Origin of the sequence: Streptomyces sp. NPDC053541 (assembly GCF_044544705.1) — a bacterium.
In the GTDB taxonomy this organism is placed as follows: Bacteria; Actinomycetota; Actinomycetes; order Streptomycetales; family Streptomycetaceae; genus Streptomyces.
Genome location: NZ_JBITXM010000010.1, coordinates 161,496 through 180,904 on the forward strand (window position 1 = coordinate 161,496; position 19,409 = coordinate 180,904).

Sequence of the window (19,409 nt, forward strand, 5' to 3'; positions counted from 1 at the left end):
CGGCCCCACCGTGGACGCGTGAACCGTCGTCAGCAGCCCGCACCCCGCCGCCCGGCGCCCCGCCCGGGCGTCCGCTCCCTCGCGGGCCTCGCCGCCGCGCTCCTGCTCGCCGCCGGCGCCACCGGCTGCGGCACCGGGACCGGGACGCCGCAGGCCGTCGCGCCGCCCGCGGGCACCGCGCCCGAGCGGTTCCGGCACCCCGGCGTCGTCGTCGGCGCCGCCCAGCTCGCGGCCGTGCGCGAGCACGTCGCCGCCGGGCAGGAGCCGTGGAAGTCCGCGTTCGCCGAGATGAGCGCCAGCAAGTACGCCGCGCTGGACTACACCCCGCACCCCGCCGAGGTGGTCGCCTGCGCGTCCAACGCCGGCACCGACGCCTGCGTCGACGAGCGCGAGGACGCCATCGCCGCGTACACCCACGCCCTCATGTGGTCCGTCACCGGCCGGCGCGCGCACGCCGACAAGGCCGTCGAGATCATGGACGCCTGGTCGAAGACGGTGAAGCGGCACACCCGCGACGACGCCGACCTCCAGACCGCCTGGTCCGGCTCCTCCTGGGCCCGTGCCGCCGACATCGTGCACGCCGGCTACCCGGCCTGGAAGGGCCCGGAGGTGCAGCGCTTCAAGTGGATGCTGCGCAAGGCCTATCTGCCCGACGTCACCGCCAAGGTCCCCGACTACAACGGCAACTGGGAACTGGCGATGACCGACGCCGCCATGGGCATGGCCGTCTTCCTGGAGGACCGCACGCTCTTCGAGGACGCGGTACGGCGCTACCGCGCCCGCGTCCCCGCCTACTTCTACCTCGCCTCCGACGGCGCCCTGCCCAAGCCCCCGCCCGGCGGCACCATCCGGACCGCCGACCAGCTCGCCACGTACTGGTTCGGCCAGCGCACCTACCGCGACGGCCTCGGCCAGGAGACCTGCCGCAACTTCATGCACATCGGCTACTCGCTGGCCGCCACCGCGCACATCGCCGAGACCGCCTGGCACCAGGGCGTCGACCTCTACCGCGAGGAGGCCGACCGGCTCACCGCGGCCCTGGAGTTCCACGCCCGCTACCAGCTCGGCGCGCCCCCGCCGAGCTGGCTGTGCGGCGGCAAGGTGGAGCGCACCATGGGCCCCGACGTCGAGGTCGCCCTCAACCACCTCCAGGGCCGGATGCACCGCAACCTCCCGGAGACCGCGAAGCTCGCCCGGAGCCAGCGCCCCGGCGGCACCGACGACCTCTTCGTCGCCTGGGAGACCCTGACCCACGCCGCCAACCCGGGCCCCGCGTAGCCTCGGGGGCGTGACGCCCGAAGAGATGCCCGAAGAGCTGCGGCACGGCCGCTACGTCAGCCTCACCACCTTCCGCCGGAACGGCACCGGGGTCGCCACCCCCGTCTGGTACGCGGTCGAGGGCGACGAGCTGTACGCCTGGACCCGCACCGACTCCTGGAAGGTCAAGCGGCTGCGCCGCGACCCCCGGGTCGTCGCCGCCGTCTGCGACGTGCGCGGCAACGTCGCCGCGGACGCGGTACGGGCCGAGGGCACCGCCCGGCTCGTCACGGGCGAGGAGCTGCGGCGGGTGCGCAAACTGCTCGCCCGCAAGTACACCTGGCAGTTCTGGGCGGTCGACTGGCCCGCGACCCTCGCCCGGCTCGGCAAGCGCCCGCACACCGGCATCGTGGTGAGCTTCGGCCGCCCGGGGGACACCGGACGGACCCGAGGCACGTCCGAAAACCCTGCGTAGCCGTCCCGTAACACGACTGCGGTCCAATGCCCCCGGAACGAAGGGGCAGTGGCATGACGGTGCATCACCTCCCGGCGGAGATCTCCGCGTTCACCGGCTGGCTCGGCGAGCTGGCCGGCCGGCTCGAACCGGGCGCCGGCTGGTACGGGTTCTTCGCCGCCCGCGACCCGGACGGCCTGCGGGCCTGCTTCGCGGGCGCCGAGATCCTGCCCTGGGACGTCGTCGAGTCCCTGCTCCAGGACCTCGGCGAACCGGCCGACGGCCCGCGCGCACGGCACGGCCGCGCCCTGCACCGGGCCGCGGCCGCCGCCCACGACCGGGGGCCGGGCGGGGCGGCGGCGCTCACCGAACGGCGCGCCCTGATGGCCCGCGAGCTCGCCTACGCGGAGCGGCGCGTCCGGGAGCTGAGCGGACGGGAGCCGGGCGCCCCGGGGCCCGGCGGCGGCCCGGACCCGGACGCCCTGTTCTGGGCCCGCGACGACCACGCCCGCGCCACCGCCCGGCTCGCGGAGCTCACCGAACGGCTCGCCGCCCTCGGCGGGGCCGCCGCACCGCCCGCGCCGCCCGTGCCGCCGGTGCCGACCGGGACCCGCGAGCCGGTCCGGCGCCGGCCGCGCGGGGCCCGTTTCGCGGGCCTCGAGGACGGGCCGGAACCGGTTCCGGTGCCGCCGGGGCAGCCGGCGGCCGGTCCCGGACCTGCACGGGAGGCCCGCCCCGCGCCCCGCGGAGCCCGCTTCGGCCCGGCACCGACCGCGCCGGATCCCGCACCGGCACCGGAGGCCCGCCCCGCTCCCGACGCGACCGCCCGCGCCGCGCGGGCCGCCGGGAACGCCGTCTACGCCCTGCGCCGGCTGCGCGCCCAGGGCCGTACGGGCGAGGCGCACGCCCTGCTCTGCGAGGCGCTCGCCGGACCGCCGCAGTGGCTGCCCGCGCTGGCCGACGAGCTGGCGGCGGCCGGGCTCGCCGCCGACTGGGCCACCCTGCTCTGGGAAGCCGCTGACCTGCCGCCCGACCGGCTCGCCGCCGTCGCCGCGGCGCTCGCCGACGCGGGCCGCACCGAGGACCGCGACCGGCTGCTCCGCCAGGGCGCGGCCCGCCCGGTGCCCGAGCTGGCCGGGGCCTGCGCCGCCCTGCGCACCGGGCGGCGGGACGCGGAGGCGCGGGCCCTGCTCGGCGCCTTCCTGGCCCGGCGCACCGTCGAGGAGGCCGCCGCGCTCGCCGCCACCGATCCCGCCGCGCTCGTCCCGGAGCTGCGCGCCGCCGCCCGCGCACTGTCCCCGGCCCGCGAGCGGGACCTGCTGCACGCCCTGCGGGTCGCGCGGCTCGCCTGACCGGGGCTCGCCCGGCCGGGGCGCCGCGCCCGGCCCCGTACGGACAGGGACTCGGACGGGTCGGTATGTGTCGGTACGTGTACGACATGGACCACTCGGGTATGAAACATGATCGACTCCGCTACTTCACGGCAGTGGTCTTGCTCCGGGGTGTGACGGGGCTTACGTTCTCCTCCTACGCATCGCGTCTACGTGCGTAGAGGCTCATCGACGCCGCGCCGAAGGAGCAGCTCATGACCGACGTCGTACGCGCCGCGCTCGTCCAGGCGACCTGGACCGGCGACACCGAATCCATGATCGCCAAGCACGAGGAGCACGCCCGCGAGGCCGCCCGGCAGGGGGCGAAGGTCATCGGGTTCCAGGAGGTGTTCAACGCCCCGTACTTCTGCCAGGTGCAGGAGCCCGAGCACTACCGCTGGGCCGAGCCCGTGCCCGACGGGCCCACCGTGCGCCGGATGCAGGAGCTCGCCCGGGAGACCGGGATGGTGATCGTCGTCCCGGTCTTCGAGATCGAGGGTGCCGGCTTCTACTACAACACCGCAGCCGTCATCGACGCCGACGGCTCCTACCTCGGCAAGTACCGCAAGCACCACATCCCCCAGGTGAAGGGCTTCTGGGAGAAGTACTACTTCCGCCCGGGCAACCTCGGCTGGCCGGTCTTCGACACCGCCGTCGGCAAGGTCGGCGTCTACATCTGCTACGACCGGCACTTCCCCGAGGGCTGGCGGCAACTCGGTCTCAACGGAGCCCAGTTGGTCTACAACCCCTCGGCCACCCACCGCGGTCTCTCCTCCTACCTCTGGCAGCTGGAGCAGCCCGCCGCGGCCGTCGCCAACGAGTACTTCGTCGCCGCGATCAACCGCGTCGGCATCGAGGAGTACGGCGACAACGACTTCTACGGCACCAGCTACTTCGTCGACCCGCGCGGCCAGTTCGTCGGCGACGTCGCCTCCACCAAGGAGGAGGAACTCGTCGTGCGCGACCTCGACTTCGGCCTCATCGAAGAGGTCCGGCAGCAGTGGGCGTTCTACCGCGACCGCCGCCCCGACGCGTACGAGGGGCTGGTGCAGCCGTGAGCAGCCTCCACGACCGCCACCGCGCCGTCCTGCCCGACTGGCTCGCCCTCTACTACAAGGACCCCATCGAGATCACCCACGGCGAGGGCCGGCACGTCTGGGACGCCGACGGCCGGCGCTACCTCGACTTCTTCGGCGGCATCCTCACCACCATGACCGCCCACGCCCTGCCCGAGGTCACCAAGGCCGTCGCCGACCAGGCCGGGCGGATCATCCACTCCTCCACCCTCTACCTCAACCGCCCCATGGTGGAGCTCGCCGAGCGGATCGCCGCCCTCTCCGGCATCCCCGACGCCCGGGTCTTCTTCACCACCTCCGGCACCGAGGCCAACGACACCGCCCTGCTGCTCGCCACCACCTACCGGCGCTCCAGCCAGATCCTGGCCATGCGCAACAGCTACCACGGGCGCTCCTTCTCCACCGTCGGCATCACCGGCAACCGCTCCTGGTCGCCCACCGGCCTCTCCCCGCTGCAGACCCTGTACGTGCACGGCGGCGTCCGCGGCCGCGGCCCCTTCGCCGGGTACACCGACGAGCGCTTCGTCGACGCCTGCGTGGCCGACCTGGAGGACCTGCTCGGCCACACCCACGACGTCGCCGCCCTCATCGCCGAACCCATCCAGGGCGTCGGCGGCTTCACCTCCCCGCCCGACGGCCTCTACGCCGCCTTCCGCCGGGTCCTCGACCGGCACGGCATCCTCTGGATCGCCGACGAGGTGCAGACCGGCTGGGGCCGCACCGGCGAGCACTTCTGGGGCTGGCAGGCGCACGGCCAGGCCGGACCGCCCGACATGCTGACCTTCGCCAAGGGCATCGGCAACGGCATGTCCATCGGCGGCGTCGTCGCCCGCGCCGAGATCATGAACTGCCTCGACGCCAACTCCATCTCCACCTTCGGCGGTTCGCCCGTCACCATGGCCGCCGGCCTCGCCAACCTCGGCTACCTCCTGGAACACGACCTCCAGGGCAACGCCCGCCGCGTCGGCGGCCTGCTCATCGAGCGCCTGCGCGCCGTCGCCGCCGGCGTCGACGCCGTACGCGAAGTGCGCGGCCGCGGCCTGATGATCGGCATCGAGCTCACCGAGCCCGGCACCGACCGGGCCGCCCCCGAGGCGGCCGCCGCCGTCCTGGAATCCGCCCGGGAGAACGGCCTGCTCATCGGCAAGGGCGGCGGCCACGACACCAGCGCCCTGCGCATCGCGCCCCCGCTGTCGCTCACCGTCGCCGAGGCCGAGGAAGGCGCCGCCATCCTCGAACAGGCCCTCCGGTCCCTCTAGTTCGCGCACCGCCGGCTTCCCGAGGCCACCCCGGCCCGCGAGCCGCGCGGTGCGCGCACCCTCCTGATCGCGCGCCCCCGGCGCGCGATCCCCTCGTCCGCAGGGAGAAGTCCCGTGAGCACCCGCACCCTGATCCGCGGCGGACTGGTCGTCACCGCCGCCGACGAACTCCACGCCGACGTCCTGATCGAGGACGGGCGCGTCGCCGCCCTCGCCGCCCACGGCTCCGACATCGCCGCCGGCTGGACCGCCGAGCGGATCATCGACGCCACCGACCGCTACGTCATCCCGGGCGGCGTCGACGCCCACACCCACATGGAGCTGCCCTTCGGTGGCACCTTCGCCTCCGACACCTTCGAGACGGGCACCCGGGCCGCCGCCTGGGGCGGCACCACCACCATCGTCGACTTCGCCGTCCAGACCGTCGGCCAGTCCCTGCGCGAGGGACTGGACGCCTGGTACGCCAAGGCCGACGGCAACTGCGCCGTCGACTACGGCTTCCACATGATCCTCTCCGACGTCAACGAGCACACGCTCAAGGAGATGGACCGGCTGGTCCAGGAGGGCATCTCCTCGTTCAAGCTCTTCATGGCCTACCCCGGCGTCTTCTACAGCGACGACGGGCAGATCCTGCGGGCCATGCAGCGCGGCGCGGAGAACGGCGGGCTGATCATGATGCACGCCGAGAACGGCATCGCGATCGACGTCCTCGTCGAGCAGGCGCTCGCCCGGGGCGAGACCGACCCCCGCCACCACGGCGAGGTCCGCAAGACCCTCCTGGAGGCGGAGGCCACCCACCGGGCCATCCAGCTCGCCCGGGTCGCCGGCTCCCCGCTCTACGTGGTGCACGTGTCGGCCGAGGAGGCGGTGGCCGAGCTGGCGGCCGCCCGGGACATGGGCCTGCCGGTCTTCGGCGAGACCTGCCCGCAGTACCTCTTCCTCTCCACGGACAACCTGGCCGAGCCCGACTTCGAGGGCGCCAAGTACGTGTGCAGCACCCCCCTGAGGCCCAAGGAGCACCAGGCGGCGCTCTGGCGCGGCCTGCGGACCAACGACCTCCAGGTGGTCTCCACCGACCACTGCCCCTTCTGCTTCGTCGGCCAGAAGGAGCTGGGCCGCGGCGACTTCTCCCGGATCCCCAACGGACTGCCCGGCGTCGAGAACCGCATGGACCTGCTCCACCAGGCCGTCGTGGACGGGCACATCTCGCGCCGCCGCTGGATCGAGATCGCCTGCGCCACCCCCGCCCGGATGTTCGGCCTCTACCCGCAGAAGGGCACCATCGCGCCCGGCGCGGACGCCGACGTCGTCGTCTACGACCCGCACACCACCCAGACGCTGTCCGTGACCACCCACCACATGAACGTCGACTACTCGGCCTACGAGGGGAAGACGGTCACCGGCCAGGTCGAGACGGTGCTGTCCCGCGGCGAAGTGGTCATCGAGCGGCGCAAGTTCACCGGCCGCGCCGGCCACGGCAGCTTCGTCCCCCGCTCCACCTGCCAGTACCTGAACTAGGAAGGCCGCACCCTTGGACTTCGGACTCGTCCTGCAGACCGACCCGCCCGCGTCCCAGGTCGTCGGCCTGATGCGCCGGGCGGAGCGCAACGGCTTCCGCTACGGCTGGACCTTCGACTCCGCCGTGCTGTGGCAGGAACCCTTCGTCATCTACAGCCAGATCCTCGCCAACACCACCAAGCTGCACGTCGGCCCCATGGTGACCAACCCGGGCACCCGGACCTGGGAGGTCACCGCCTCCACCTTCGCCACCCTCAACGACATGTTCGGCAACCGGACCGTCTGCGGCATCGGCCGCGGCGACTCCGCGATGCGGGTCGCCGGCCGCAGGCCCAACACGCTCGCCCGGCTCGGCGAGGCCATCGAGGTCATCCGCGACCTCGCCGAGGGCCGCGAGGCCGTCGTCGACGGCAACCCGATCCGCATCCCGTGGATCAGGGACGGCAGACTCCCGGTGTGGATGGCCGCCTACGGCCCGAAGGCCCTCGCGCTCGCCGGACGGAAGGCCGACGGCTTCATCCTCCAGCTCGCCGACCCCTTCCTCACCGAGTGGATGGTCAAGGCCGTCCGCGACGCGGCGCGCGAGGCCGGCCGCGACCCCGACGCGCTCACCATCTGCGTCGCCGCCCCCGCCTACGTCACCGCCGACGCCTCGCCCGAGGCCCTGGCCCACGCCCGCGACCAGTGCCGCTGGTTCGGCGGCATGGTCGGCAACCACGTCGCCGACCTGGTCGCCAAGTACGGCGAGCACTCCGCTATGGTCCCCGACGAGCTCACCGCGTACATCAAGGACCGGCAGGGCTACGACTACAGCCACCACGGCCGGGCGGGGAACCCCGACACCGCGTTCGTCCCCGACGAGATCGTCGACCGCTTCTGCCTCCTCGGCCCCGCCGAGGCGCACATCGAGAAGCTCGGCAAGCTGCGCGAGCTGGGCGTCGACCAGTTCGCCGTCTACGCCATGCACGACCACCGCGAGGGCACCGTCGACGCGTACGGCTCCGAGATCATCCCCGCGTTCCGGAGCTGACCGCCCGCCGACCCCTCCCGTCCCCCGTGTAGGAAGGGTTACGCCGCCATGACCGCCACCACCCCCTCGGACAGACCCGCCGACCCCGCCATAGCCGGTCCCGGCCGCGTCGAGCTCCCGCCCGGCGCGGCCGGGGACGACCCCCGCTTCGTCAACGCCGACCTGCTCCCGGTCCCCGTCGCCGAACGCCGCTGGACCACCTACAACTTCGCCGCGCTCTGGGTCGGCATGGCCCACAACATCCCGTCCTGGCTGCTCGCCTCCGGGCTCGTCGCGCTCGGCATGGACTGGGTGCAGGCCGTGCTCACCATCGCGCTCGCCAACGTCATCGTGCTGCTGCCGATGCTGCTCACCGGGCACGCCGGACCCAAGTACGGCATCCCCTTCCCGGTCCTCGCCCGCGCCTCCTTCGGGCTGCGCGGGGCCAATCTGCCGGCCCTCGTCCGGGCCGGCGTGGCCTGCGCCTGGTTCGGCATCCAGACCTGGATCGGCGGCCAGGGCATCTTCGTCCTGCTCGACAAGGCCTTCGGCGGCGACTGGGCCTCGGCGGCCAGGATCGCCGGCCAGCCCTGGACGCTGTGGCTGTGCTTCGCGCTGTTCTGGGCCCTCGAACTCGCCATCATCCACCGGGGCATGGAGACCCTGCGCCGCTTCGAGAACTGGGCCGCGCCCTTCGTGATCGTCGGCGCGCTGGTGCTCCTGGTCTGGATCGCGGTCAAGGCGGGCGGCTTCGGCCCGCTGCTCGACCAGCCGTCCCGGCTCGGCTGGGGAGCCGACTTCTGGCCGGTCTTCTTCCCCTCCCTCATGGGCATGATCGCCTTCTGGGCCACCCTCAGCCTCAACATCCCCGACTTCACCCGCTTCGGCGCCGGCCAGCGCGCCCAGGTCTGGGGCCAGACCCTGGGACTGCCGACCACGATGACCCTCTTCGCGCTGCTCTCCGTCCTCGTGACCTCCGGTTCCCAGGCCGTGTACGGAGCACCCGTCTGGGACCCGGTGGCGCTCGCCGCGAAGACCGACAACGTCTTCGGCCTGCTCTTCGCCCTGGTCACCGTGCTGGTCGCGACCCTCTCGGTGAACCTGGCGGCCAACGTCGTCTCACCCGCCTACGACCTCGCCAACCTCGCCCCGCGGTTCGTCGACTTCCGCAGGGGCGCCCTGATCACCGGCGTGGTCGGCGTCCTGATCATGCCGTGGAAACTCACCTCCACCCCCGAGCTGTACATCTTCACCTGGCTCGGACTGGTCGGCGGCCTGCTCGGTACGGTCGCGGGCATCCTCATCGCCGACTACTGGCTCGTCCGCCGCACCCACCTCGACCCGGCCGCCCTCTACCGCCCCGACGGCCCCTACTGGTACCGCGGAGGCTGGAACCCCGCCGCCGTCCTCGCCTTCGCGACCGGCGGCGTCCTCGCCGTCGGCGGCTCCCACTCCGCCCCGGGCACGGGCCCCTTCCCGGCGGACGGCCTGATCCCCTTCCTCAAACCCCTCGCCGACTACGGCTGGGCGGTCGGCCTGGCGGCCTCACTGCTCCTGTACACGGGGCTGATGGCGCGGCGCGCCCGGGAATGACGGGCGGACCCGCTCACCGCTACGGCACCCGCGCCGTCCACTCCGGGGTGGAGAACTTGGTCTCCGCCAGCTCCTTGGCGCGGGCCAGCTCCTCCTCGGTGACGGTGCCGTCCGTCAGGCCGTAGCGGGAGCGGAAGGAGGCGATCATGCGGTCGATGACCGCCTCGCGGGGGAGGCCGGTCTGGCGGCGGAGGGGGTCGACGCGCTTCTTCGCACTCTTCGTGCCCTTGTCGGAGAGCTTCTCTCGGCCGATCCGCAGCACCTCGGTCATCTTGTCGGCGTCGATGTCGTAGGCCATCGTCACGTGGTGGAGCACCGCTCCCTCGCCGGCGACCACGCGCTTCTGGGCGGCGCCGGCGATCTTGCCGGCCTCGGTCGCGATGTCGTTCAGCGGCTGGTACCAGGCCTTGACGCCCATGTCGCCGAGCGCGCCGAGCACCCAGTCGTCGAGGTAGGCGTAGCTGTCGGTGAAGGACAGGCCCTGGACCAGGGCGTCGGGGACCGACAGGGAGTACGTGATGGTGTTGCCCGGCTCGATGAACATCGCGCCGCCGCCGCTGATCCGGCGCACCACCTCGATGCCGTGCCGCTCGGCGGCCTCCGGGTCCACCTCGTTGCGCAGGGACTGGAAGCTGCCGATCACCACGGCGGGCGAGGCCCATTCCCAGACCCGCAGGGTCGGCGGGCGGCGGCCGGCCGCGACCTCGGCCGTCAGGACCTCGTCGAGCGCCATGTGCAGGGCGGGGGACTGGGCCGGACCGTGGATCAGCTGCCAGTCGTAGTCCGTCCAGTCCGTCGCGTGCGCGAGCGCCCGCCGCACCGCCACCCCGATGCCCTCGGTGGTCAGGCCGAACATCTCCGTGCCCGGCGGCAGCGCCTGGTCGATCCGGGCCGCCAGGCCCGCCGCGTCGGTGTCGGCCGGGGCGCCCTCCAGGGCCCGGTCGATCGCCAGGATCGCCTCGTCCGGTTCGAGGAAGAAGTCGCCCGCGACCCGGACCCGGCGCAGCACGCCGTCCGCCACGTCCAGGTCGACCACGACCAGCTTGCCGCCCGGGACCTTGTACTCGCCGTGCACGGAACCCTCCTCGGACCAAGGGGTGAACTCGATCAGAGCCTACCCGCGGCCGCGGGTCGCCCCCCGGTCGTCCACAGGTCGCCGGGCGGACCCCGCGATGTCAGACCGGTGTGGTGGGATGGACGCATGACGGAACGAAGCGTGACGACACCGGACACGAGGGCGACCACGGGCGACGACTTCCTCACCCGGCTGCTCGCCGGCGACACCACCGCGGTGGAGGAGGCCGTCCGCAAGGCCGCCGCCGCCGAGATCATGCCGCGCTTCCGGCAGCTCGACACCGACGACGTCGTGGAGAAGAACGGGCCGCACGACCTCGTCACCGTCGCCGACCGCGCCGCCGAGGCCCATCTCACCGCCTCCCTCACCGCGCTCCTGCCCGGCTCCGTGGTCGTCGGCGAGGAGGCCGTGCACGCCGACCCGGCGATCTACGAGGCGCTGAAGGGCGACGCGCCGGTGTGGATCGTCGACCCGGTGGACGGCACCCGCCAGTTCGTCCGCGGCGAGGACGGCTTCTGCACCCTGGTCGCCCTCGCCCGCCGCGGCGAGCTGCTCGCCTCCTTCACCTACGCGCCCGCCCTCGACGAGTTCGCCGTCGCCGTCCGCGGCCGCGGCGCCACCCTCGACGGCGCGCCGATACGGGCCGGGGCGCCCGCCCCCGGAGCGGCCCTGGAGGTCGCGACCTCGCACCCCGACTACACCACCCCGGACCAGAAGCGGGCCCTGCTCGGCCTGCGCACCGAGGGCGTCCGCCCGCGCCCCTGCGGCTCGGCCGGCCTGGAGTACCTGGCCGTCGCCCGGGGCGCGCTCGACGCCGTCGCCTTCTCCTGGGAGTACGCCTGGGACCACGCCGCGGGCCTGCTCCTGGTCGAGGAGGCCGGCGGCACCGACCTGACCCTCACCGGGGAGCGCTTCCGCATCACCGGCGGCAACACCCTGCCGTTCACGGCCGCCCGCGACGCGGCCACCGCCGCCCGGATCCGGTCACTCCTCGGGGCCGGGTAAGTCCCGTACGGGGCCGGGAATATGCTGGTTCCCCGACCGGCCGACGAAGGAGTCCAAGGTGCCGTCGATGCTCGATGCCGTCGTCGTGGGGGCGGGGCCCAACGGACTGACCGCCGCCGTGGAACTCGCCCGGCGCGGCTTCTCGGTCGCCGTCTTCGAGGCGAAGCCGACCATCGGCGGCGGCGCCCGCACCGAGGAACTCACCCTGCCCGGCTTCCGCCACGACCCGTGCTCCGCCGTGCACCCGCTGGGCATCGCCTCGCCGGTCTTCCGCACCATGCCGCTCGACCGGTACGGCCTGGAGTGGCTGCACCCCGAGCTGCCCATGGCCCACCCCTGGGACGACGGCACGGCGGCCGTGCTCTCCCGCTCCGTCGCCGAGACCGCCGCCTCCTTCGGCCCGCGCGACGCCGGCACCTACCGACGCCTCGTCGCCCCCTTCCTGCCGCACTGGGAGACCCTCTTCCAGGACTTCATGCAGCTGCCGCTCACCGCGCTGCCCCGCGATCCGGTCACCCTCGCCCGCTTCGGCCTCGCCGGACTGCCGCCGGCCACCTGGCTGATGCGCCGCTTCCGCGACGAGAAGGCCCGCGGCCTGTTCGCCGGGCTCGTCGGCCACGTCATCGCCCCGCTCGGCGGCCTCGCCACCGGCGCCGTCGGCCTGGTCTTCGCGCTCGCCGCGCACGCGGTCGGCTGGCCGCTGCCCCGGGGCGGCTCCCAGTCGATCTCCGACGCCCTCGCCGGGTATCTGAAGGAGCTCGGCGGCGCCGTCCACACCGACTTCGAGGTCAAGCGGCTCGACGACCTGCCGCCGGCCCGCGCCTACGTCTTCGACACCTCGCCCACCGCCCTGGCCCGGATCGCCGGCCTCGGCGCCGCCTACGACGGCTACCGGTACGGCGCCAGCTGCTTCAAGATCGACTACGCCCTGTCCGGGCCCGTGCCCTGGACCAGCGAGGAGGCCCGTCGGGCCGGCACCGTCCAGGTCGGCCCCACCATGGGCGAGATCGGCACCGCCCTGAACCAGGCCTCCGGCGGCACCGCGCCCGACACCCCGTTCCTCATCACCGCCCAGCCCAGCCTGGTCGACCCCGGCCGCGCCCCCGCGGGCAAGCACGTCTTCTGGGCCTACGGCCACGTCCCCAACGGCTGGCGCGGCGACCTCACCGACGCCGTCGAGCGCCAGATCGAACGCTTCGCCCCCGGCTTCCGCGACCTGATCCTGGCCCGCGCCACCGCCGGACCCCCCGAGCTCGCCGAGCGCAACGCCAACTACGTCGGCGGCGACATCGCCTGCGGCGCCGCCCGCGGACTCCAGCTGCTGCTGCGCCCCAAGCCGTCCCTGTTCCCGTACCACACCCCGCACCCGGCGGTCTTCCTCTGCTCCTCGGCCACCCCGCCCGGCCCCGGCGTCCACGGCATGTCCGGACACAACGCCGCCAAGGCCGTCTGGCGCCGGCTGCGCACCCCGGCCGGCCGCTGACCGGAGGCGAACCGGAGCCGGAAAACGGGATGTCGCGGCGGCCACGCGACGCGAGGATGGAGCCATGAGCAGCGCATCCGACCGCCCCGACCCGGCCGACCGCGCCGACCCGGCCGGCCCGCCCGACATCGTCCTGGTCCGCGGGGACATCACCGAACAGGACACCGACGTCATCGTGAACGCCGCCAACTCCTCGCTGCTCGGCGGCGGCGGGGTCGACGGCGCGATCCACCGCAAGGGCGGCCCGGCCATCCTCGACGCCTGCCGCACCCTCCGCGCCGGCCACTACGGCCGCGGCCTCCCCACCGGCCAGGCCGTCGCCACCACCGCGGGCCGGCTCGCCGCGCGCTGGGTCGTCCACACCGTCGGCCCGGTCCACAGCACCCAGGAGGACCGCTCCGAGCTGCTCGCCTCCTGCTACCGCGCGTCCCTGCGCGTGGCCGACGAACTGGGCGCCCGGACCGTCGCCTTCCCGGCCGTCTCCACCGGCGTCTACGGCTGGCCGATGGACGACGCCGCCCGGATCGCCCTCGAAACCGTCCGCGTGGCCCGCCCCGCCTCCGTACGGGAGGTGCGCTTCGTGCTGTACGACGCCGCCGCGTACGCCGCCTTCGAGGCGGCCCGCGAGGCGACGGCCTAGGAGGCCCCCGGGGAGGCCGCGTCCGGGGCGGCCGCGTCCTCGGCCACCGGGCGTCCGTAGCCCGGCCGGTCCGAGTGGTCCCGGCCGTGGCCGGCCCAGGAGTACAGGTGCAGGACCAGGCCGTCGGGGTCCTCGAAGACCAGCAGCCAGCCGATGCTCGCCTCGACGACGGGGGAGTGCTCGACGCCCAGCGCGTCCAGGTGGGCCGCCCAGGCCTCCGCGTCGGCGCGGTCCCTGATCGCGAAGGACACCGGGTCGAAGCCGGCGCAGCCCCTGGCCGCCTCCGGGTTCTCCCGGAGGGCGACGAGCGTGCCGTCCAGGCCCGGCATCGTGCCCCCGACCCCGCGCACCACGCCCTCCTCGTCCGGGAACTCGATCACGGTCCGGAAGCCGAGGACCCGGCGGTACCAATCGAGGGAGCGCGGGAGATCGGTGACGGGGATCTTCACATGGTGGATTCCGGCGAGTTCCGGCATGGCGCGCCTCCTCGGGCTGCGTGCTCGGGTCCCTCTGTCCCTGGCGGGACCCCGGGGCCTTTCGCCGCAGTGCCACTGCGGCGAATCCCTTCTAGACTGCTCCCCATGGCAGACCCCGTCAAGGCGGACCGGCCCGCGCCGACAGCAGGGGCGGACCCGGGCAAACGCCCCTACGACGCACCCCGCCGCGCCGCCGCCGCGGCCCGGACCCGGGCCCGGATCCGGGAGGCGGCGGCCCGCCTCTTCGTCGAACAGGGCTATGCCGCCACCCGGATGCGCGAGGTCGCCCGGGCCGCCGGCGTGGGGGAGCGCACCCTGTACGACGCCTTCCCGACCAAGGCCGCGCTGTTCGGCCACACCCTCGGCGTCGCCACCGTCGGCGACGAGGAGCCCGTCGCCGTCGCGGACCGCCCCGAGTTCCGCGAACTCGGGGCCGAGACCAACCCCGCCGAGACCATCGAGGCCCTGGTCGCCCGGACCGCCGACCTGCTCGACCGGGCCGGCGACCTGATCATGGTGAGCGTCGAGGCCGCCGGCGCCGACCCCGACATGCGGGCGGCCGCCGACGCCGGAGCCGCCGCCACACACGCCGTCTACCTCCGCCTCACCACCGCCCTGCACGTGCGCGGCGCGCTACGCCCCGGCCTGGACGCCGCCCGGGCGGCCGACGTCCTCTTCGCCCTGGTCTCCCCGCACGTCCACCAGCTCCTGCGCCGGCTGCGCGGCTGGTCGGCCGAGGCCTACCGGGAGTGGCTGACCGCACTCGTCACCGACCAGCTGCTCGCCCCCGCGCCCACGGACGGACCCGACACGGGTCCCGGACCGGGAGCCGGACCCCGAACCGGTCCCGGTCCCGGACCCGCGCCCCGGCCGGCCCCACGTTGATGTCGTTTTCTCGCCAGCCCGGCCCGCCCGCGATCACCGATCCTGGAGCCATGCACACCGACACCGAGCGCTGCGTGCGGGCCGTCCAGTCCAAGGACGCCCGGTTCGACGGCGTCTTCTTCACCGCCGTCCGCACCACTCGGATCTACTGCCGCCCCAGCTGCCCCGCCGTGCCGCCCAAGGCGGAGAACATGGAGTTCCACCCCAGCGCCGCGTCCTGCCAGCGGGCCGGCTACCGGGCCTGCAAGCGCTGCCGGCCCGACACCAGCCCCGGCTCCTCCACCTGGCACGCCCGCGCCGACGCCGTCGCCCGTGCCGTCCGCCTCATCCAGGACGGCGTCGTCGACCGCGAGGGCGTCCCCGGGCTCGCCGCCCGCCTCGGCTACTCCACCCGCCAGATCGAACGCCAACTGCTCGCCGAACTCGGCGCCGGACCGCTCGCCCTCGCCCGCGCCCAGCGCGCCCAGACCGCCCGGCTGCTCATCGAGACCACCCCGCTGTCCATGGCCGAGATCGCCTTCGCCGCCGGCTTCGCCTCGATCCGCACCTTCAACGACACCGTCCGCGAGGTCTTCGCCCTCACCCCCGGCGAACTGCGCGCCCGCGCCACCCGCCCGCGCGCCGCCGGTGCCACCGCCGCGCCCGCGCCCGCCGCGCCCGGCACCCTCACCCTGCGGCTGCCGTTCCGCGCCCCCCTCGAACCGTCCAACCTCTTCGGCCACCTCGCCGCCACCGCCGTCCCCGGCGTCGAGGAATGGCGCGACGGCGCCTACCGCAGGACGCTGGCCCTGCCGTACGGCCACGGCATCGTCGCCCTCGCCCCGCGCCCCGACCACGTCCTGTGCCGGCTGTCGCTGACCGACCACCGCGACCTCACCCACGCCATCAGCCGCTGCCGCCGGCTGCTCGACCTCGACGCCGACCCGCTCGCCGTCGACGAACAACTGCGCGCCGACCCGCTGCTCGCCCCGCTCGTCGACGCAGCCCCGGGGCGCCGGGTGCCCCGCACCGTCGACGCCGCCGAGTTCGCCGTCCGCGCGGTCCTCGGACAGCAGGTCTCCACCGCCGCCGCCCGCACCCACGCGGCCCGCCTGGTCACCGCGCACGGCGTGCCCGTGGACGACCCCGAGGGCGGCCTGACGCACCTCTTCCCGGCCCCGGCCGCGCTCGCCGGACTCGACCCCGAGACCCTCGCGCTGCCCCGCAGCCGCCGCACCACCCTGCTCACCCTCGTCACCGCCCTTGCCGACGGCAGCCTCGCGCTCGGCCCCGAGAGCGACTGGACCGAGGCCCGCGAGAAGCTGCGCGCCCTACCCGGCTTCGGCCCCTGGACCACCGAGCTCATCGCCATGCGCGCACTCGGCGACCCCGACGCCTTCCTCCCCGGCGACCTCGGCATCCGCCGCGCCGCCCAGGGCCTCGGCCTGCCCGGCGCCCCCGCCGCGCTCACCGCCCGCGCGGCGCGCTGGCGGCCCTGGCGCGCCTACGCCGTCCAGTACCTGTGGGCCACCGACAGCCACCCCATCAACCACCTGCCCGCGTGACCCAGCCGCGAGCCCCTCTGTCCCCCCGGTAAGGAACCGCTCATGCCCACCGTGACGCACACGGTCGTGGACAGCCCCTACGACCCGCTGACCCTGGTCGCCGTCGACGGCGTCCTCAGCCGCATCCACATGACCGCCCAGCGGCACCGCCCGCCCGAGGAGACCTTCGGCGCCCCCGACCCGCGCCCCTTCACCGAGGCCGTGCGCCAGCTCGACGCCTATTTCGCCGGCGAACTCACCGAGTTCGACCTGCCGCTGCACCTCGTCGGCACGCCGTTCCAGCTGCGCGTCTGGGAACAGCTCCGGCGCATCCCGTACGGGGAGACCCGGACGTACGGCGAACTCGCCGAGGCCCTCGGCAACCCCGGCGCCTCCCGGGCGGTCGGCCTCGCCAACGGCAAGAACCCGGTCAGCATCGTCGTCCCCTGCCACCGGGTGATCGGCTCCGGCGGCAGCCTCACCGGCTACGGCGGCGGCCTCGACCGCAAACAGCGCCTGCTCGCCTTCGAGTCGGGCGCCGCCGGACCCGACGCCCTGTTCTGACCCGCCCCGGAGAAGCGCGCCTACCGCAGCCGGTCGAGGAGCGCGGGCAGCGCCGTGCCGATCGGCTCGCGGACGATCTCGTCCGCGACCGGGTCGTACGGCGTCGGCTCGGCGTTCACGATGATCAGCCGGGCCCCGTGCTCGGCCGCCATCCCCGCCAGCGAGGCCGCCGGCTGCACCTGGAGGCTGGTGCCGACCACGACGAAGACCTCCGCCGCCTTGGCGATCGACATCGCGTCGCCGAGCACCACCGGGTCCAGCCGCTCGCCGAACATCACCGTGGCCGCCTTCAGGATCCCGCCGCAGGCCCGGCAGTCAGGGTCGTCCTCACCGGCGTCGATGCGCGCGAAGGCCTCCGCCATCGAGGACCGCGCGTGGCACGCCGTGCACACCACCGCCTGTGCGGAGCCGTGGAGTTCGAGCACCTTGCGCTCGGACACCCCGGCCGCCTGGTGCAGCCCGTCCACGTTCTGCGTGATCACCCGCAGCGCGTGCCCGCTCGACTCGAACGCGGCGATCGCGCGGTGCGCCGCGTTCGGCCGGGCGTCCAGGCCGGGCCCGTCCCGGCGCATCCGCCAGGACCGCCGGCGCACCTCGGGGTCGGACATGTAGGGCCCGTAGGTGACGAGCCGCTCGGCCCCGGGGTCCCGGGTCCACATCCCGTTCGGCCCCCGGTAGTCGGGAATCCCCGAGTCCGTCGAGATGCCCGCGCCGCTGAGAATCGCCACCATGCTCATGCCGGGAGGGTAGGCGTCCGGGAAACCCTCCCGCGAGCGCATTCCCGGCTGCTACCTTCCGCCCATGCCCAAGGTCAGCATCTCCCTCGACGCCGAACTCGTGGTCGAGGTCATGGTCCTCGCCGGCATCGGCAACCCGCAGGACGCGGTCGAGGCCGTCGTCCGCGACTACATCGCCCACGGCCACCGCACGGAGGCCCGCACCGCCTCCCGCGACGAACCCCACCGCACCGGCCGCCTCACCGCGCCCGACCCCGAGCAGGGCTGAGCACGCGGGGCTGAGCACGCGGGGCGGGCCGAGGCCGTCAGCCCGCCAGGGTCGCCAGCCGCAGCGTCCGCTCCGCCAGTTCGCCGATCCGTACCCCGTCGAAACCGGTCACCGCGCTGCGCACCCGGTCCCGCAGCGGTTCCGACCACTGCGGCGGGATCGCCGCCGCCCCGCACAGCACCCCGGCCACCGAGCCGGCCGTCGCCCCGTTGGAGTCCGTGTCCAGGCCGCCGCGCACGGTCAGCGCGATGGTGCGGGTGAAGTCGCCCTCCCCGTACAGCAGCCCGGCGGTCAGCACCGCCGCGTTCGGCACCGTGTGGATCCAGCCGAGCGCCCCGGTCTCCCGGCGCAGCTCGGCCAGCGCCTCCGCCCACCCGACGCCCGCCTCGTGGAGCGCCATCGCGTGCCGTACGGTGCGGGCGAGCCGGCAGCTCGCCGGGATCCGCTCCAGGGCGGTGGCGAGCGCCGACCGCGCGTCGGGCGCGGTGAAGGCCGCGGCGACCAGCGCCGCCGCCCACATCGCGCCGTACACCCCGTTCCCGGTGTGCGAGAGCACCGCGTCGCGGCGGGCCAGCGAGGCGGCCCGGCGCGGGTCGCCCGGCGAGGTCCAGCCGTACACGTCCGCCCGGATCAGCGCGCCGATCCACTCCTGGTACGGGTTGTCGTAGGTGGCGGTGAGCGGCGGCTTCAGGCCGTTCGCCAGGTTCCGGTAGGCCACCCGCTCGGCCGTGAAGGTCTGGAGGTACGGCAGCCGCAGCAGCCACAGTTCGCCGACCTGCTCGGTGCTGAAGGCGAAACCGCGGGTCTCCAGCAGGTGCAGGCCCAGGATCGAGTAGTCGATGTCGTCGTCCCGGCAGCTGCCGTTGATCCGGCCGCGCACGCACTGGGGCCACTCCGGGCGCAGTTCGAAGCCGTCCGCGCCGGCGGCGGGCGGCGGCGGGAGGTAGTCGGTGAGCGGCAGGGCGTCGGTGAGGCGCAGATAGGCGTCGATCCGCTCGGGCGTCCAGTGGTCACCGCGCTCGACCGGCTTGCCGAGCATGTTCCCGGCGATCCGGCCGGTCCAGCCGCCGAGGATCCGGTCGGCCAGCTCGGCGTGCCCGAGCCCGCCGCCCGTCACCCCGCCCGAGACCCCGTCCGGGGCTCCGCCCATGGCACCCATGACTTCGCTCATGACTCCGGTCTAACCGAACGGCCGGGCCGACGCGCGCCGACCCGCC

19 protein-coding genes are annotated in these 19,409 nt (G+C 74.4%); 15 read left to right on the forward strand and 4 right to left on the reverse strand.

Going from position 1 to position 19,409, the window contains the following annotated elements:
* The first annotated feature begins 18 nt into the window (after nt 1-18).
* The 8 genes from ACIGW2_RS25405 to ACIGW2_RS25440 all read left to right on the forward strand — a co-directional run bounded on the left by ACIGW2_RS25405 (nt 19) and on the right by ACIGW2_RS25440 (nt 9,536).
* The gene (locus ACIGW2_RS25405) at nt 19-1,278 is read left to right on the forward strand and encodes an alginate lyase family protein (RefSeq protein WP_399846154.1); all 1,260 of its coding nucleotides are present in this window, start codon (nt 19-21) and stop codon (nt 1,276-1,278) included.
* Nucleotides 1,279-1,303: 25 nt separating this feature from the next.
* Nucleotides 1,304-1,732 carry a PPOX class F420-dependent oxidoreductase gene (locus tag ACIGW2_RS25410; RefSeq protein ID WP_399846512.1) on the forward strand — a complete coding sequence of 143 codons (429 nt, stop codon included), beginning with the start codon at nt 1,304-1,306 and terminating at the stop codon, nt 1,730-1,732.
* 53 nt (nt 1,733-1,785) lie between these two features.
* Nucleotides 1,786-3,063, forward strand: coding sequence for a UL36 very large tegument protein (locus ACIGW2_RS25415; RefSeq protein ID WP_399846156.1), 1,278 nt, complete (start codon nt 1,786-1,788; stop codon nt 3,061-3,063).
* A gap of 233 nt (nt 3,064-3,296) precedes the next feature.
* Nucleotides 3,297-4,139 carry a nitrilase-related carbon-nitrogen hydrolase gene (locus tag ACIGW2_RS25420; protein ID WP_356066119.1) on the forward strand — a complete coding sequence of 281 codons (843 nt, stop codon included), beginning with the start codon at nt 3,297-3,299 and terminating at the stop codon, nt 4,137-4,139.
* Nucleotides 4,136-5,416: an aspartate aminotransferase family protein gene (locus ACIGW2_RS25425; protein WP_399846161.1), complete on the forward strand. Its 1,281-nt coding sequence runs from the start codon at nt 4,136-4,138 to the stop codon at nt 5,414-5,416. The genes ACIGW2_RS25420 and ACIGW2_RS25425 overlap by 4 nt, the downstream gene beginning before the upstream one ends.
* Before the next feature lie 114 nt (nt 5,417-5,530).
* Nucleotides 5,531-6,934 (forward strand): dihydropyrimidinase, encoded by a 1,404-nt coding sequence (hydA, locus tag ACIGW2_RS25430; protein WP_391656113.1) that lies wholly within the window; start codon nt 5,531-5,533, stop codon nt 6,932-6,934.
* A 13-nt stretch (nt 6,935-6,947) separates the two neighbouring features.
* Complete coding sequence (locus ACIGW2_RS25435) at nt 6,948-7,964, forward strand: TIGR03842 family LLM class F420-dependent oxidoreductase (protein ID WP_391656112.1); 1,017 nt, start codon at nt 6,948-6,950, stop codon at nt 7,962-7,964.
* A gap of 48 nt (nt 7,965-8,012) precedes the next feature.
* Nucleotides 8,013-9,536, forward strand: coding sequence for an NCS1 family nucleobase:cation symporter-1 (locus ACIGW2_RS25440; RefSeq protein ID WP_391656111.1), 1,524 nt, complete (start codon nt 8,013-8,015; stop codon nt 9,534-9,536).
* 19 nt (nt 9,537-9,555) lie between these two features.
* Here the strand turns inward: ACIGW2_RS25440 and ACIGW2_RS25445 are convergent, their stop codons facing one another.
* Nucleotides 9,556-10,611 (reverse strand): biotin/lipoate A/B protein ligase family protein, encoded by a 1,056-nt coding sequence (locus tag ACIGW2_RS25445; RefSeq protein ID WP_361577737.1) that lies wholly within the window; start codon nt 10,609-10,611, stop codon nt 9,556-9,558.
* A 126-nt stretch (nt 10,612-10,737) separates the two neighbouring features.
* On the opposite strand from ACIGW2_RS25445, the gene ACIGW2_RS25450 reads away from it, so the two are divergent.
* The 3 genes from ACIGW2_RS25450 to ACIGW2_RS25460 all read left to right on the forward strand — a co-directional run bounded on the left by ACIGW2_RS25450 (nt 10,738) and on the right by ACIGW2_RS25460 (nt 13,739).
* Nucleotides 10,738-11,616, forward strand: coding sequence for an inositol monophosphatase family protein (locus tag ACIGW2_RS25450; RefSeq protein WP_391656109.1), 879 nt, complete (start codon nt 10,738-10,740; stop codon nt 11,614-11,616).
* A 58-nt stretch (nt 11,617-11,674) separates the two neighbouring features.
* On the forward strand, nt 11,675-13,099 hold the full coding sequence (locus ACIGW2_RS25455) for a phytoene desaturase family protein (protein WP_391656108.1): 1,425 nt from the start codon (nt 11,675-11,677) through the stop codon (nt 13,097-13,099).
* 64 nt (nt 13,100-13,163) lie between these two features.
* The gene (locus tag ACIGW2_RS25460; protein WP_399846168.1) at nt 13,164-13,739 is read left to right on the forward strand and encodes an O-acetyl-ADP-ribose deacetylase; all 576 of its coding nucleotides are present in this window, start codon (nt 13,164-13,166) and stop codon (nt 13,737-13,739) included.
* Here ACIGW2_RS25460 and ACIGW2_RS25465 read toward each other — a convergent pair.
* A complete protein-coding gene (locus ACIGW2_RS25465; RefSeq protein ID WP_391656106.1) occupies nt 13,736-14,215 on the reverse strand; it encodes a VOC family protein in 480 nt (159 codons plus the stop codon). The genes ACIGW2_RS25460 and ACIGW2_RS25465 overlap by 4 nt on opposite strands.
* A gap of 105 nt (nt 14,216-14,320) precedes the next feature.
* Between ACIGW2_RS25465 and ACIGW2_RS25470 the strand changes: the two genes are divergently transcribed.
* Genes ACIGW2_RS25470 through ACIGW2_RS25480 form a run of 3 tightly spaced genes read left to right on the forward strand, consistent with a single transcriptional unit; the run spans nt 14,321 to nt 17,187 of the window.
* Nucleotides 14,321-15,100, forward strand: a complete 780-nt coding sequence (locus ACIGW2_RS25470) for a TetR/AcrR family transcriptional regulator (protein ID WP_399846172.1) — start codon at nt 14,321-14,323, stop codon at nt 15,098-15,100.
* A gap of 50 nt (nt 15,101-15,150) precedes the next feature.
* Nucleotides 15,151-16,644 carry an AlkA N-terminal domain-containing protein gene (locus ACIGW2_RS25475; protein WP_399846174.1) on the forward strand — a complete coding sequence of 498 codons (1,494 nt, stop codon included), beginning with the start codon at nt 15,151-15,153 and terminating at the stop codon, nt 16,642-16,644.
* A 42-nt stretch (nt 16,645-16,686) separates the two neighbouring features.
* The gene (locus ACIGW2_RS25480) at nt 16,687-17,187 is read left to right on the forward strand and encodes a methylated-DNA--[protein]-cysteine S-methyltransferase (protein WP_391656103.1); all 501 of its coding nucleotides are present in this window, start codon (nt 16,687-16,689) and stop codon (nt 17,185-17,187) included.
* Nucleotides 17,188-17,207: 20 nt separating this feature from the next.
* Here the strand turns inward: ACIGW2_RS25480 and ACIGW2_RS25485 are convergent, their stop codons facing one another.
* Nucleotides 17,208-17,924 (reverse strand): SIR2 family NAD-dependent protein deacylase, encoded by a 717-nt coding sequence (locus ACIGW2_RS25485; RefSeq protein WP_399846176.1) that lies wholly within the window; start codon nt 17,922-17,924, stop codon nt 17,208-17,210.
* Nucleotides 17,925-17,988: 64 nt separating this feature from the next.
* On the opposite strand from ACIGW2_RS25485, the gene ACIGW2_RS25490 reads away from it, so the two are divergent.
* Nucleotides 17,989-18,192, forward strand: a complete 204-nt coding sequence (locus ACIGW2_RS25490; protein ID WP_356065327.1) for a DUF2191 domain-containing protein — start codon at nt 17,989-17,991, stop codon at nt 18,190-18,192.
* Between the two features lie 37 nt (nt 18,193-18,229).
* On the opposite strand, the gene ACIGW2_RS25495 is transcribed toward ACIGW2_RS25490, so the two are convergent.
* On the reverse strand, nt 18,230-19,342 hold the full coding sequence (locus tag ACIGW2_RS25495; protein WP_399846516.1) for an ADP-ribosylglycohydrolase family protein: 1,113 nt from the start codon (nt 19,340-19,342) through the stop codon (nt 18,230-18,232).
* Nucleotides 19,343-19,409: the final 67 nt, after the last annotated feature.

Coding starts and splice junctions, on each gene's coding strand:
- ACIGW2_RS25490 (WP_356065327.1), top strand. CDS start 17,989: ATGCCCAAGGTCAGCATCTCCCTCGACGCCGAACTCGTGGTCGAGGTC.
- ACIGW2_RS25480 (WP_391656103.1), top strand. CDS start 16,687: ATGCCCACCGTGACGCACACGGTCGTGGACAGCCCCTACGACCCGCTG.
- ACIGW2_RS25470 (WP_399846172.1), top strand. CDS start 14,321: ATGGCAGACCCCGTCAAGGCGGACCGGCCCGCGCCGACAGCAGGGGCG.
- ACIGW2_RS25415 (WP_399846156.1), top strand. CDS start 1,786: ATGACGGTGCATCACCTCCCGGCGGAGATCTCCGCGTTCACCGGCTGG.
- ACIGW2_RS25410 (WP_399846512.1), top strand. CDS start 1,304: ATGCCCGAAGAGCTGCGGCACGGCCGCTACGTCAGCCTCACCACCTTC.
- ACIGW2_RS25420 (WP_356066119.1), top strand. CDS start 3,297: ATGACCGACGTCGTACGCGCCGCGCTCGTCCAGGCGACCTGGACCGGC.
- ACIGW2_RS25465 (WP_391656106.1), bottom strand. CDS start 14,215: ATGCCGGAACTCGCCGGAATCCACCATGTGAAGATCCCCGTCACCGAT.
- ACIGW2_RS25450 (WP_391656109.1), top strand. CDS start 10,738: ATGACGGAACGAAGCGTGACGACACCGGACACGAGGGCGACCACGGGC.
- ACIGW2_RS25440 (WP_391656111.1), top strand. CDS start 8,013: ATGACCGCCACCACCCCCTCGGACAGACCCGCCGACCCCGCCATAGCC.
- ACIGW2_RS25475 (WP_399846174.1), top strand. CDS start 15,151: ATGCACACCGACACCGAGCGCTGCGTGCGGGCCGTCCAGTCCAAGGAC.
- ACIGW2_RS25495 (WP_399846516.1), bottom strand. CDS start 19,342: ATGGGCGGAGCCCCGGACGGGGTCTCGGGCGGGGTGACGGGCGGCGGG.
- ACIGW2_RS25460 (WP_399846168.1), top strand. CDS start 13,164: ATGAGCAGCGCATCCGACCGCCCCGACCCGGCCGACCGCGCCGACCCG.
- ACIGW2_RS25485 (WP_399846176.1), bottom strand. CDS start 17,924: ATGAGCATGGTGGCGATTCTCAGCGGCGCGGGCATCTCGACGGACTCG.